The 13830-nt window shown below is 37.0% G+C and carries 14 protein-coding genes; 13 read left to right on the top strand and 1 reads right to left on the bottom strand.

Annotated features, from left to right (window positions below; genetic code table 11):
* Positions 1-258: 258 nt before the first annotated feature.
* The 3 genes from greA to ACFWDE_RS00835 all read left to right on the top strand — a co-directional run bounded on the left by greA (position 259) and on the right by ACFWDE_RS00835 (position 3342).
* A complete protein-coding gene (greA, locus tag ACFWDE_RS00845; protein ID WP_131232081.1) occupies positions 259-735 on the top strand; it encodes a transcription elongation factor GreA in 477 nt (158 codons plus the stop codon).
* 91 nt (positions 736-826) lie between these two features.
* Positions 827-2578, top strand: coding sequence for a peptidoglycan D,D-transpeptidase FtsI family protein (locus ACFWDE_RS00840; protein ID WP_377889396.1), 1752 nt, complete (start codon positions 827-829; stop codon positions 2576-2578).
* 116 nt (positions 2579-2694) lie between these two features.
* Positions 2695-3342, top strand: a complete 648-nt coding sequence (locus ACFWDE_RS00835; RefSeq protein WP_377889394.1) for a YrrS family protein — start codon at positions 2695-2697, stop codon at positions 3340-3342.
* A 34-nt stretch (positions 3343-3376) separates the two neighbouring features.
* Here the strand turns inward: ACFWDE_RS00835 and ACFWDE_RS00830 are convergent, their stop codons facing one another.
* A complete protein-coding gene (locus ACFWDE_RS00830) occupies positions 3377-3592 on the bottom strand; it encodes a YrzA family protein (protein ID WP_002145646.1) in 216 nt (71 codons plus the stop codon).
* Between the two features lie 136 nt (positions 3593-3728).
* Between ACFWDE_RS00830 and ACFWDE_RS00825 the strand changes: the two genes are divergently transcribed.
* The 10 genes from ACFWDE_RS00825 (at position 3729) to ACFWDE_RS00780 (ending at position 13743) form a co-directional block, all read left to right on the top strand.
* The gene (locus ACFWDE_RS00825; RefSeq protein WP_002145647.1) at positions 3729-4367 is read left to right on the top strand and encodes a class I SAM-dependent methyltransferase; all 639 of its coding nucleotides are present in this window, start codon (positions 3729-3731) and stop codon (positions 4365-4367) included.
* 14 nt (positions 4368-4381) lie between these two features.
* Positions 4382-5077 carry a 5'-methylthioadenosine/S-adenosylhomocysteine nucleosidase gene (gene mtnN / locus ACFWDE_RS00820; protein ID WP_002088741.1) on the top strand — a complete coding sequence of 232 codons (696 nt, stop codon included), beginning with the start codon at positions 4382-4384 and terminating at the stop codon, positions 5075-5077.
* 82 nt (positions 5078-5159) lie between these two features.
* A complete protein-coding gene (locus ACFWDE_RS00815; RefSeq protein WP_377889386.1) occupies positions 5160-6083 on the top strand; it encodes an O-acetylserine dependent cystathionine beta-synthase in 924 nt (307 codons plus the stop codon).
* 3 nt (positions 6084-6086) lie between these two features.
* Complete coding sequence (locus tag ACFWDE_RS00810) at positions 6087-7220, top strand: bifunctional cystathionine gamma-lyase/homocysteine desulfhydrase (protein ID WP_377889384.1); 1134 nt, start codon at positions 6087-6089, stop codon at positions 7218-7220.
* Between the two features lie 260 nt (positions 7221-7480).
* A complete protein-coding gene (gene adhE / locus ACFWDE_RS00805; RefSeq protein WP_377889382.1) occupies positions 7481-10084 on the top strand; it encodes a bifunctional acetaldehyde-CoA/alcohol dehydrogenase in 2604 nt (867 codons plus the stop codon).
* Between the two features lie 126 nt (positions 10085-10210).
* A complete protein-coding gene (locus tag ACFWDE_RS00800; protein WP_002145652.1) occupies positions 10211-10447 on the top strand; it encodes a YrhC family protein in 237 nt (78 codons plus the stop codon).
* A gap of 147 nt (positions 10448-10594) precedes the next feature.
* Positions 10595-11542: an ABC transporter substrate-binding protein gene (locus ACFWDE_RS00795; RefSeq protein ID WP_002145654.1), complete on the top strand. Its 948-nt coding sequence runs from the start codon at positions 10595-10597 to the stop codon at positions 11540-11542.
* A 5-nt stretch (positions 11543-11547) separates the two neighbouring features.
* Positions 11548-12576 (top strand): FecCD family ABC transporter permease, encoded by a 1029-nt coding sequence (locus ACFWDE_RS00790; RefSeq protein WP_377889379.1) that lies wholly within the window; start codon positions 11548-11550, stop codon positions 12574-12576.
* Positions 12563-13381 (top strand): ABC transporter ATP-binding protein, encoded by an 819-nt coding sequence (locus ACFWDE_RS00785; protein WP_377889377.1) that lies wholly within the window; start codon positions 12563-12565, stop codon positions 13379-13381. Before ACFWDE_RS00790 ends, ACFWDE_RS00785 begins: the two co-directional genes overlap by 14 nt.
* A complete protein-coding gene (locus ACFWDE_RS00780) occupies positions 13348-13743 on the top strand; it encodes an ankyrin repeat domain-containing protein (protein ID WP_377889375.1) in 396 nt (131 codons plus the stop codon). Before ACFWDE_RS00785 ends, ACFWDE_RS00780 begins: the two co-directional genes overlap by 34 nt.
* Positions 13744-13830 lie beyond the last annotated feature (87 nt).

The raw sequence follows: 13830 nt of genomic DNA, 5'->3' as shown, positions 1-13830 counted from the left end.
GATAGGAAGGGATTTTTTCCCTTCTTATCGAATACAATGAAACATGAAACCTCACCTACCAATAGGTGAGGGCATATTTATATCAACTTTCCATACATACCTTCTTTATATAAGGAAGAATTGGAGAATAAGGGGTTGTATGTGACAACTCCACTAGTGCCACGTGTGCTAGAAACCTCCGCTATATATAAGCGGAGGAGTTTTCATATGGAACTCCTCTTTTTTTCGGGGGATTGGTATATAAAAGGAGTGGAAAACATGGCAACAGAAAAAACATACCCTATGACGCAAGAGGGTAAGCAAAAACTAGAGAACGAAGTTGAACAGTTAAAAACAGTAAGACGTAAAGAAGTTGTAGAGCGTATTAAGATCGCACGTAGCTTCGGAGATCTTTCTGAGAACTCTGAGTATGATGCAGCGAAAGATGAGCAAGCATTCGTAGAAGGACGCATTACACAACTTGAAAACATGATCCGTAATGCGGTTATCATTCAAGACAATGGTGAAGAGTCTACAGTTGTAACATTAGGTAAAACAGTAACATTTAAAGAGTTACCAGGTGGAGACGAAGAAGCGTACACAATTGTAGGTAGCGCAGAAGCCGATCCATTTGAAGGAAGAATTTCTAACGATTCTCCAATCGCAAAAAGCTTATTAGGTAAGCAAATTGGTGAGAAGGTAGCAATCCAAACACCGGGCGGAGAAATGCAAGTAGAGATTATCTCTGTAAAATAACGTAAAAATCACTCGTGTTAAAACGAGTGATTTTTTATTTGTATAAAAGGTGAAACACCTCGTCTAAACTACAATAGACGAGGTGTTTTTTATGAAAATGAAACGGAGAATTATAATTGTTTTAATTTGTTTTATGGGTGTGATTTTTTTATTACTTTGTCGTTTAATCCAAATACAGATTATAGATACGGAATCATTTACTGATCGAAATATCAATTTGATTGAAAAAAGTGTTACGCAACGAACCCAATCACTTACAGTAGATAATGGAAGAGGGCATTTTACAGATCGAAATGGTAAGGAAATTGGAGAAGAGAAATATCCAGTCTTAATTGTTTTTCCATTTTTACAAATAAAAAATGACATGTTAGAGAAAATTGCGCATATCATTGGTGTGTCGAGACAAGAGATAAGACTGCAAATGAAAAATAAGAATCAAGCATTTATATTACGAAGGGGGAATATCCCATTTCAATTAACGCTCGAGCAAATGGAGAAGGTAAATCAATTAGATATTTTAGGTATTGTAGCAGCAGAAGTTCGACTGAAGCAAACGGGAGAGGCAAATCATTTAATTGGTGATGTGGGAGAGAATGAACAGGAATTTCAAAAGCGTTATGGAGAAATGAAAAAAACTTCGAAACAAACGCCAATTGGTATTTCGGGATTGCAACAATCATTTGATGAATTTTTACTGACTGATGGAGAAGCGAAAGTACTATATCAAGTGGATCGACAAGGAGAACCGATTTTCGGGAAACAGGCGAAATACACTTCACCAGGAAATCCATTTTATCCAGTTACTATTCAAACAACAATACATAAAACGTTGCAACGACGAGCAGAGAGGATTATAGATGAAAATGGAATAAAAAAAGGTGGGTTAGTATTACTAGACATAAAGAATAGTGAAGTTTTAGCAATGGTAAGTAAGCCTTCCTTACAGATGAATGATAAGAGGATATATAAAGCTACACTTGAAAATCAAATGTTAACTCCTCATTTTCCGGGGTCTGTTTTTAAAACAGTAGTTGCAGCAGCAGTAATTGATGAGAATTTGGTGCGGTTTAATCGTACATTTAACTGTAATACGGATTTATACGGTGAAAATCTTCCACAAGTTATGATGGGGTCATTAAACTTCAAGGAAAGCTTTGCTAGAAGCTGTAATCGAACGTTTGCCACATTAGGTGATGAACTAATGCAAAAGGATAGGGGAGTGTTAGAAACGTATTTAGAGGCCTTAGGGGCAAGTAAGAAGGTAGGGTGGAAAGGTTCGGTATTTCATACACCGGAATTTGAGCAATTGCCAGAAGAAAAGGGTGCTATTATTTGGGGGAGCGAAGAAAATAAAGATAGTAGAAAAGCGATTGCTCAAACGATGGTCGGACAAAAAGATGTACGTGTGTCACCTCTAGCTATAGCGAATATGATGGCGACAATTGCTAGAGGTGGAGAGAAGATGGAAGTGAAAGCTGTGAAAAAAATAGTGTATAAAAATGGAACCGACTTTTTTACATTTGAAAATCATAAATTAAATGGGAAACAGCTTTCTTATGAAACGATGAAAAAATTACAACAGTTGTTAAGAAGCGTTGTAACGATGGAAAAAGGAACGGGAACCGCATTCCGTTCGTTGCCACTAACTATCGCTGGAAAATCTGGGACGGCACAAACAGGAAAAGGAGAGAAGGTAAATCGCTGGTTTGCAGGTTATTTTCCATATGAAAACCCAAGATATGCTTTAGTTGTAGTTGATATAGAAACAGATAACGTAAATGTAGTTACACCAGCTTTTGCAGAAATGGTAGAAGCAATTCATCAATTAGAAGTTGAAAAGTAATCTTGCAATTATTTATGAAATGTTTTCATTTCGTGAAAATATTATTGTAAATGTTCAACCTTTCTAGATTTAATGTTACAATAGCAAGTATGAAAAACTGCATGGAGGTTTGAAGAATGGCAGGAGGATCTAGATTCCAACAGAAACAACAAAAACGTCGTCAAAACGGTGTTTTAAATATTGCAATTGCAATTGTATTAATATTAGTAGCTATTGTATCATATCAATTGTTTGTTCCTGAAAGAAAAGAGCAAGCGTCTTCTAGTGATAAAAAAGTAACTCAGCAACCAACAAAAGAGAATAAAGCTGAGAAAGCTAAAGGTAAAGAAGAGACGAAGAAGAACGAGCAAGAGAAAGCAGAGGCTAAGAAGAAGGAAGAAGAGAAGCTAAAGGCCGAAGAAGAAAAGAAAAAAGCTGAAGAGGAAGCGAAAGCTACCGAGAAAAAACCAGCTGAAAAAACACAGCCAAAGGCAACAGATGCGTATACGAAATCCTCTTGGAAGCCAGTAGGTACGCAGCAAGGTGCAACACCTGCGATGACGTTTAAAAAAGGTTCAGCAGATTGGAATGAAATGAATCAAGCGATTTCCACTGCAATTGACGTTCCAGTAGAGCAATTAGTTATTCATAGAATCGGAAATAACGGTAAAAATAAAGCGTACGGTAATGTCCAAGATAAGCAATCAGGTAAAAAATATTATGTAAATATTGATTGGGTAGACAATGAGGGCTGGAAACCAGTACTTGTTCAAACTCTAAACTAAAAAAGAGAGGCTCTTATGAGCTTCTCTTTTTTAGTTAGCGTAATTTCTTTAATTTAAAATGAACAACCGCACTATAATAAGGTCTTTTGCTTTCAGGATCCATAACCATTTGATGCGAGATGTGATGTACTTCGAGCATAAGTGCTTTATTATTGTCAATTTGCTCACTAATTTTTCTTTCTAAAGAAGCTAAGTCTGCCGCTTCAAAAAACTCTACTTTATCTTCTAACATTTCAAAGGTAAATGACACGAAGACGACCCCTCTCCTATGTAATCACCTATAGTGTAACAAAGAAAAGGAGGAAATACTACGTACATTTCAATTGACATTTTTAGAAAGAGGGAATATCATACTGATAAAACCGATAAGAAAAAGGGGAATTTTTATGGGAACAGAATTTAATGGTTTATTTGATGAATGGGCTCATACGTACGACTCATTTGTACAAGGCGAAGATATACAATATAAAGAAGTTTTCGCCCATTATGAGGACATTTTAGAGGATGTAGTTAACAAGTCATTTGGCAACGTATTAGAATTCGGTGTTGGTACTGGCAATTTAACAAATAAATTATTACTTGCCGGCCATACAGTTTACGGTATAGAACCGTCACGCGAAATGCGTACTATTGCAAAAGAGAAATTACCAAAAGAGTTTTCAATTACAGAGGGTGATTTTCTTTCATTTGAAGTCCCAAATTCAATCGATACTATTGTGAGCACTTACGCATTTCATCATTTAATAGATGAAGAAAAAGACGTAGCAATTGCGAAGTATAGTCAATTGCTAAACAAAGGTGGTAAAATAGTGTTTGCTGATACGATATTTGCAGATCAAGATGCATATGATAAAACTGTCGAAGTAGCAAAACAAAGAGGTTTTCATCAGTTAGCAAACGATTTGCAAACAGAATACTATACACGTATTCCGATCATGCAATCTATTTTTGAAAACAATGGCTTCCACGTAACGTTTACGAGATTAAATCATTTCGTTTGGGTAATGGAGGCAACTAAGCAATAGAAAGAGGGATTAGATTGAGAATTGCTGTAATTGGAGCAATGGAAGAAGAAGTACGTATTTTACGTGACAAACTAGAACAAGCAGAAACAGAAACTGTTGCAGGTTGTGAATTTACGAAAGGGCTATTGGCAGGGCATGAAGTAATCTTGCTAAAGTCTGGTATTGGTAAAGTAAATGCAGCGATGTCAACGACAATTTTATTAGAAAGATATAAACCTGAAAAAGTAATCAACACTGGTTCAGCTGGTGGATTCCATCATTCTTTAAATGTTGGAGATGTGGTTATTTCAACAGAAGTTCGTCACCATGACGTAGATGTAACAGCATTTAACTACGAATATGGTCAAGTGCCAGGAATGCCACCTGGATTTAAAGCTGATGAGGCATTAGTTGCATTAGCTGAGAAATGTATGCAGGCAGAAGAAAATATTCAAGTTGTAAAAGGTATGATTGCAACAGGCGATTCATTTATGAGTGATCCGAACCGTGTTGCAGCAATTCGTGATAAATTTGAAGATCTTTATGCAGTAGAAATGGAAGCAGCAGCTGTTGCACAAGTATGCCACCAATATGAAGTTCCGTTTGTTATTATTCGTGCACTTTCTGATATTGCTGGTAAAGAATCAAATGTTTCATTTGATCAATTTTTAGATCAAGCAGCTCTTCATTCTACAAACTTTATCGTAAAAGTACTAGAAGAGTTAAAGTAATGTAACAAAAAGGCAACTGTCTCATATAAAGAAAATACATACAGTTGCCTTTTCTTTATTGGCAAATAAGGGGGAGAACACGATGAATGTATATCGTGGCGTTCATGAATTGATTGGTCATACACCAATTATAGAAATTACTCGTTTTTCACTTCCAGAAGGAGTCCGTTTATTTGCAAAGCTTGAATTTTACAACCCAGGCGGAAGCGTTAAGGATCGTTTAGGAAGAGAATTAATCGAAGATGCGTTAGAAAAAGGGCTTGTTACCCAGGGCGGAACAATTATTGAACCGACGGCTGGAAATACTGGCATTGGACTGGCACTTGCAGCGTTACAACATGATTTACGCGTCATCGTTTGTGTACCAGAGAAATTTAGTATTGAAAAGCAAGAATTAATGAAAGCGCTAGGTGCAAAGGTCGTGCATACACCGACTGAGCAAGGAATGACCGGCGCAATTGCAAAAGCGAAAGAGTTAGTAAATGAAATACCGAATTCATACTCTCCAAGTCAGTTTGCGAATGAAGCAAACCCTCGCGCTTATTTTAAAACGCTAGGACCTGAACTTTGGTCGGCACTGAATGGAGAGATTAACATATTTGTTGCAGGGGCAGGAACTGGCGGTACGTTTATGGGAACTGCATCTTATTTGAAAGAGAAAAATATTGATATTAAAACGGTTATTGTAGAACCAGAAGGCTCTATTTTAAATGGTGGTAAAGCTGGTTCACATGAAACAGAAGGTATTGGTCTTGAATTCATTCCACCATTTTTGAAAACATCTTATTTTGATGAAATTCATACGATTTCTGATCGACATGCATTTTTACGAGTGAAAGAATTAGCGCAAAAAGAAGGACTTCTCGTTGGAAGCTCTTCAGGAGCGGCATTCCATGCAAGCTTGCTTGAGGCTGAGAAAGCAACACCAGGTACAAATATTGTAACGATTTTTCCTGATAGTAGTGAGCGCTATTTAAGCAAAGACATATACAAAGGATGGGAATAAAAAATGAGAGCAAAGACAAAGTTAATTCATGGTATTCGCATAGGAGAACCATCAACTGGATCTGTAAACGTGCCGATATATCAAACGAGTACGTACAAACAAGAAGCAGTTGGTAAGCACCAAGGATATGAATATTCTAGAACTGGTAATCCAACTCGTTCAGCTTTAGAAGAAATGATTGCAGTGTTAGAAAATGGCCATGCAGGATTTGCATTTGGTTCAGGGATGGCAGCTATTACAGCAACTATTATGCTATTCTCAAAAGGAGATCACGTCATTTTAACAGATGATGTTTATGGCGGGACGTATCGTATTATCACGAAAGTATTAAATCGTTTCGGTATTGAGCATACTTTTGTAGACACAACAAACTTGGAGGAAGTTGTAGAAGCAATTCGTCCAAATACGAAAGCGATTTATGTGGAAACACCAACGAATCCATTACTGAAAATTACTGATATTAAGAAAATATCCACTCTTGCTAAAGAAAACGATTTATTAACAATTATTGATAACACATTCATGACGCCATATTGGCAGTCGCCAATTTCTTTAGGAGCAGACATTGTACTTCATAGTGCAACGAAATATTTAGGTGGGCATAGTGATGTAGTTGCAGGCCTAGTAGTTGTAAATAGCCCGCAACTAGCAGAAGACCTTCATTTCGTACAAAACTCAACAGGAGGTATTCTTGGACCACAAGATAGCTTCTTACTACTTCGCGGTTTAAAAACATTAGGAATTCGTATGGAAGAGCATGAAATAAATTCACGCGCAATTGCTGAGTTTTTAAATAACCATCCAAAAGTAAATAAAGTATATTATCCAGGTCTTGAATCACATCAAAATCACGAATTAGCAACAGAACAAGCAAACGGGTTTGGTGCTATCATCTCATTTGATGTAGATAGTGAGGAAACGTTAAATAAAGTACTTGAGAAACTGCAATATTTTACACTTGCTGAAAGCTTAGGAGCAGTAGAAAGTTTAATTTCTATCCCATCTCAAATGACACATGCATCCATCCCAGCAGATCGCCGCAAAGAATTAGGAATTACAGATACATTAATTCGCATCTCTGTTGGTATTGAAGATGGTGAAGATTTAATTGAAGATTTAGCACAAGCGCTAGCATAATAAAAATGCACTGCTCTATATGAGCAGTGCATTTTTATTATATTAATTTGTGAAATGTTTCACAAATTAGACATACACAAACGAAATGATTTCATGTATATTGAATTCATGAAATATTATTCACGAATGAACTTGTGAAACGTTTCACAAATGATAGGATTCATGTAGGAAGGTAACTCTATTTTTTTACGCTAATCGGGACTTTTTATGACCTATAGGGACTTATAAAGTCCAAGATAGCAGAATAGGAGGAAATTTACATGGTAGTCAAAGAGAAAGTTGTAAATGAAATGCAAGAGGTAAAAGAGATGATTGATACGTTAGTAGATAACGGTCAAAAAGCTTTACAAGCATTAGAAGGTTTTACACAAGAGCAAATTGACAACATTGTTCATGAAATGGCGCTTGCAGGTGTTGATCAACATATGCCACTTGCGAAGTTGGCTGTTGAAGAAACGGGTCGTGGTGTATATGAAGATAAATGCATTAAAAATATTTTTGCCACTGAATATATTTGGCATAGTATAAAGAAAGACAAGACGGTAGGAATTATTCATGAAGATCCTCATGAAGAAGTAATAGAAATTGCGGAACCGGTTGGTGTAGTAGCTGGAGTAACGCCAGTAACCAACCCAACGTCGACAACGATGTTTAAAGCATTAATCGCGATAAAAACGAGAAATCCAATTATTTTCGCTTTCCATCCTTCTGCACAAAAATGTTCTATTGCAGCAGCGAAAACAGTATACGATGCTGCAGTGAAGGCTGGTGCACCAAAGCACTGCATTCAATGGATTGACAGACCTTCTGTTGAAGCAACGAAACAATTAATGAATCATGAAGGTGTTGCGCTCGTTCTAGCAACTGGAGGAGCTGGTATGGTGAAATCGGCGTATTCTACTGGCAAACCAGCGTTAGGTGTAGGTCCAGGTAATGTACCCTGTTATATAGAGAAATCGGCACATGTAAAACGTGCTGTTAATGATTTGATTTTATCGAAAACATTTGATAACGGTATGATTTGTGCGTCAGAACAAGCTATCATTGTAGATAAGGAAATTTATAATGATGTTAAAACAGAAATGATTGCAAATAATTGTTATTTTGTAACAGAAGAAGAGAGAAAAAACTTAGAAAAGCTTGTTATTAATGAAAATACATGTGCAGTAAATAGTGATATTGTTGGGAAATCAGCACAGTACATTGCCGAATTAGTAGGGATTACTGTACCTGAAGATACAAAAATGCTTGTAGCTGAAATTAAAGGGATTGGATCGGCGTATCCACTATCTCGTGAAAAACTGAGTCCAGTATTAGCTTGTGTAAAAGCAAATTCATTAGAAGAAGGATTTACATATTGCGAAGAAATGCTAGACCTTGGCGGTTTAGGGCATTCAGCAGTCATCCATTCTACAAATAAAGAATTACAAAAACAATTTGGAATGCGTATGAAAGCTTGCCGTCTCATTGTAAATGCGCCTTCATCACAAGGGGGAATTGGTGATATATATAACGGATTTATTCCATCCCTTACGCTTGGATGTGGTTCCTACGGAAAAAACTCAGTTTCCCAAAATGTAACAGCTACTCATTTACTAAATATAAAAAGGTTGGCAAATAGAAAAAAGAATATGCAGTGGTTCAAATTACCACCAAAAATTTATTTTGAAAAACATGCTACAGCATATTTAGCGAACATGCCTAATATTTCACGTGCATTTATTGTAACGGATCCAGGAATGGTTGAGCATGGATATGTAGATACGGTCACGCACTATTTACGTAAACATGCAAATGATGTGAAAGTCGAGGTTTTCTTCGAGGTCGAGCCAGATCCATCAGATGAAACTGTTTTTAAAGGTGCGGAAATGATGAGAAGCTTTAAGCCAGATGTAATCATCGCACTTGGTGGCGGTTCAGCTATGGATGCAGCAAAAGGGATGTGGCTTTTCTATGAGCACCCAGAAACGACATTCTATGGAATTAAACAGAAGTTTTTAGATATAAGAAAACGTACATGTAAGTATCCGAACTTGGGAAATAAAGCGCAATTTGTTGCCATTCCAACAACATCAGGGACGGGATCAGAAGTGACGCCATTTGCGGTTATTACAGATAAGAAAAATAATATAAAATATCCGCTTGCGGATTATGAATTAACACCAGATGTAGCAATTGTTGATCCACAATTTGTAATGACAGTACCACCTCATGTAACAGCAGATACCGGCATGGACGTATTAACGCATGCAATTGAGGCATATGTGTCTGTTATGGCAAATGACTATACGGACGGTTTAGCGTTAAAAGCAATTGATCTCGTATTTAAATATTTACCGAGAGCATATAAAGATGGAAATGATGAAGAGGCGCGAGAAAAAATGCATAACGCTTCTGCGATTGCAGGGATGGCATTTGCTAATGCTTTCCTTGGTATTAATCACAGTTTAGCACATAAACTTGGACCAGAATTCCATATTCCACATGGACGTGCAAATGCAATTCTTATGCCACATGTAGTTCGCTATAACGCTATTAAGCCAAGGAAACACGCATTGTTCCCAAAATATGAGCATTTTGTGGCAGATGAACGCTATGCACATATTGCGAGGATGCTCGGGCTTCCAGCGAGTTCAACAGAAGAGGGTGTGGAATCACTTATCAAATCAATTATTGCGCTTGGAAAAAAATTGAATATTAATATGAGTATCGCAGGACAAGGAGTCGCTAAAGAACAATTTGAGGCGGTTGTTGGAATATTAGCAGAAAGAGCGTTTGAAGATCAGTGTACAACAGCTAATCCAAAATTGCCGCTCATTTCAGAGCTAAAAGAAGTCTATATGGAAGCGTATAAAGGCGTATAATAGATAAAAAAGAGCTGCATTTAAGCGGCTCTTTTTTACTTTGGAAAACATCTCCCAGTTTGGTTCTATTTACTTGTCTTTAAGCTTAATAGAATGTGATAAAGTGAGGATGGGAGTGATAAAGAGATGAAAGAATTACAAGAAAAAATAGCAGATTATACCCGTTTCGGACAAGTGCTTCTCGCAGTAAGTACATTTTTGATGGTTGGTTTATTAATTCCGAATGGAGCAAAAGAGACGGTACAAACTTTTGTTATGATGGGGAGTGTCATTGTATTTTTATGTTTTTCTTTTTTCTTCTTTAAGCGTGTGAAAGCGATGCGTGATCAACTAGAGGAGAGCGAATATGAAGAAAATTGTTAAATAGGACGCTACGAAAAGAAGAAATCTTTTTGTAGCGTTTTTTCATTTTTGTAGAAAATGTATGCGTTTCATATTGACAATGATAATCCTTATCAATTAAAGTAGAATAGTAGTTAATGATTATCATTATCATCTAGGAGTGAAAGTATGAAAAAATCCATTACGCTGTTCACAGCGATCTTATCTATTTTTTTCTTATTAATAGGTTGCAGTGCAAAAGAAAACGAAAAAGCATCCGCAACAAAAACAGACAAAGGAACAGACAAAATCGAAATTACCGACTTCTCAGACAGAAAGGTAACATTTGATAAAGTTCCTGAAAGTTTTGCGACGCTAAGTATGGGGGATATGAATATTATCCATGCTTTAGGAGGGAAAATCGTCGGTCGTCCAGATGCAAAAATTCCCCTTCCAGAAGATTTGCAAAAAACACAGGTAATTGGAAATGCACATCAGCCAAACTTTGAACAAATTGCTAGTTTAAAGCCAGACGTACTTATTGCTAATAATGGGTTTCAAAAAAATATTCCAACGGTTGAAGGGCAAGGAACAAAAGTAATCATTTCTTCAGCAAACTCTGTAAAAGATATTCAAAAGAGTATTGAAATGTATGGAACAGTAATGAAGAAAGAAGATAAAGCAAAAGAGCTTAACCAAAAAATTAATGATCAAATGAAGAAATATGAGAAAAAGAGCGATATTAAAGCATTGCTAGTTTATGGAGCACCAGGCACTTATTTAGCAGCATTACCAACATCTCTATCAGGGGATATTTTAGAAAAAACGGGCGGGAAAAATATCGCAGCTGGTTTTCCAGAAATGAAAGAGTATCCGCAATATGCACAGCTAAGTGTAGAACGTATTATTGAAGCAAATCCAGATGTGATTTATTTAATTACACATGGAGATCCCAATAGTGTGAAAAAAGCATTTGAAGGCGAAATGATGAAAAATGAAGCATGGAAAAATTTAGATGCAGTAAAACGAAATCGTGTTGTTATTTTACCACCAGATTTATTTGGATCAAATCCTGGGACAAAAGTAACAGAAGCGATGGACTTTATGTATAAAAGTATACAAGATGTAAGGAAATGATAAGTATGGAGAGTAGTGAAATAGTAAGAGAAAAGGAACATCCTTTTGCGAGAAAAAGATGGATAATAGCAGTTACTTTAGTCGTATTAACATTTCTAAGCCTTTTTTACGGTCTTTTCGCAGGAAGTTTATCTTTTTCTTTACGAGACATTCTAACAGGGATACAAGATGAAAGTTCGACAGTTCATCGAATTGTATGGGATCTTCGCATACCGAGAGTGCTCGTTGGGTTTATAGTAGGAACGTGTTTAGCTACATCTGGAGCATTACTGCAAGGGGTTATGAGAAACCCTCTTGCAGACCCTGGAATTATCGGGGTTTCATCTGGAGCGGGTCTTGTAGCAATTGTAATTATGATTCTATTTCCTCAGCACATGGCTTTTTTACCGCTAGGAGCGTTTTTAGGAGCTTTCATAACAGCGATGGTCATTTATGCTTTATCATGGCAAAAAGGGGCACCGCCTTCAAGAATCGTCTTAGTAGGTGTGTCAATCAATGCATTAATTGGTGCAGCAACGTCAGCATTAATGTTATTACATAGTGACAAAGTACAATCCGTGTTACCATGGTTAGCTGGCGGTATTGGTGGTGTGAGCTGGGCACATTTAAATATGATTATTTACTATGCAATATTCGCTATTATATTAGCTTTCTTCGGTATTAAACACATTCGAGTATTAATGCTTGGGGATGAAATGGCGAAATTATTAGGGCATAACGTGGAAAGAAGTCGGTTTTATTTAATAGTAGTAAGTACAATGTTAGCTGGAATTGCGGTTAGTGTTGCTGGTCTAATTGGATTTGTAGGTCTTGTCGTACCGCATATGTTACGTTTATTAGTTGGAAATGACTATAAATATTTACTGCCATTATCATGCCTTGGCGGAGGGATATTACTTGTTTTCGCGGATGCGATAGCTCGAAGTTGGTTCGATCCAATCGAATTGCCTGTTGGTATTTTATTGTCCTTCTTAGGTGGTCCGTTCTTCTTATATTTAATTCATAGAGGAGGAAAACAACGTGATTTCCGTTAACAAAGTGTTTTACGCACATTCTGAAAGATTTCAAATGCAAAATATGAATGTACATATTAAAGCTGGAGAAATCGTTAGTTTAATCGGTCCGAATGGATCCGGGAAATCTACTTTGCTGCGTTTAATAGCACGGCTACTTAAACAAAGCGAAGGAAATATCATTTTAGATGGGACAAATATTCATACGATGAAGAGTGCGGATGTAGCGAAGCAATTAGCGATGTTACCACAAATGCATGATCATCAATTAGATTTAACAGTGAAAGAACTAATACAGTTCGGAAGAGGTCCCCATAAATCATGGAGTAGTCGCTCAAATAAAGAAGATGAAGAAATTGTTGATTGGGCATTGTCTGTTACAAATCTTGAAGGGTATGAATATCGTCTTTTACAGTCTTTGTCAGGAGGAGAAAGACAACGTGCTTGGATTGCGATGACGCTAGCACAACGTACAAATGTCTTATTATTAGATGAACCAACAACCTTTTTGGATATTGTTCACCAGTTGGAAGTAATGGAACTTGTGAAACGATTAAACGAGGAGTTTGGTATGACAATTATAATGGTCTTACATGACATTAACCAAGCGGCTCAATATAGTGATCGTTTACTCGTATTAAAGCGAGGAAAGATTCAGTATGACGGTGTACCAGAAGAAGTATTATGTCAACAAATGTTTCAACATGTATTTGGCATAGAAGTAGATATTTTTCAAGGAAGCGACAAGCCATTTTTTACACCGAAACGAATTTCTAAAAAAGGAGCAGAGCGATGCAAACAGAAGAGCGTATTACCACTGAATTAGTAAGAGAATTTGTTATGGCAGCTCACGGAGATTTAGAAAAAGTACAGGAACTATTGGCAGAATCGCCAAGCTTACTTCACGCTTCTTATAATTGGGGCGGCTCAGATTGGGAAAGTGCCTTAGGAGCAGCGGCCCATGTAGGACGTAAAGATATTGCTCTTTATTTACTGGAAAAGGGAGCTCGGATGGATATTTTTGCAGCAGCTATGCTTGGTGAACTTGAAGTCGTACAAGCCATTTTAGTAGCACAACCAGAAGCATTACGTGCATCTGGCCCACATGGCATCTCTCTTCTTCAACATGCACGAATGGGTGGAGAAAAAGCTCAGCGTGTATTTGAGTACTTAACAGTGCTTTCTTAATGACCGCAAAGTTCTTATGGGCGGTAAACTTTCCACTCAAAAGATTGGAAAGTTTACCGCCCGTTAGAACGGGATAAGTATCTAGTA

The sequence above is a fragment of the Bacillus sp. NPDC060175 genome (genome assembly GCF_042728695.1).
Lineage (GTDB): Bacteria > Bacillota > Bacilli > Bacillales > Bacillaceae_G > Bacillus_A.
The sequence above is the reverse complement of the archived record's forward strand: the minus strand, read 5'-3'. Positions and strand labels throughout refer to the sequence as shown.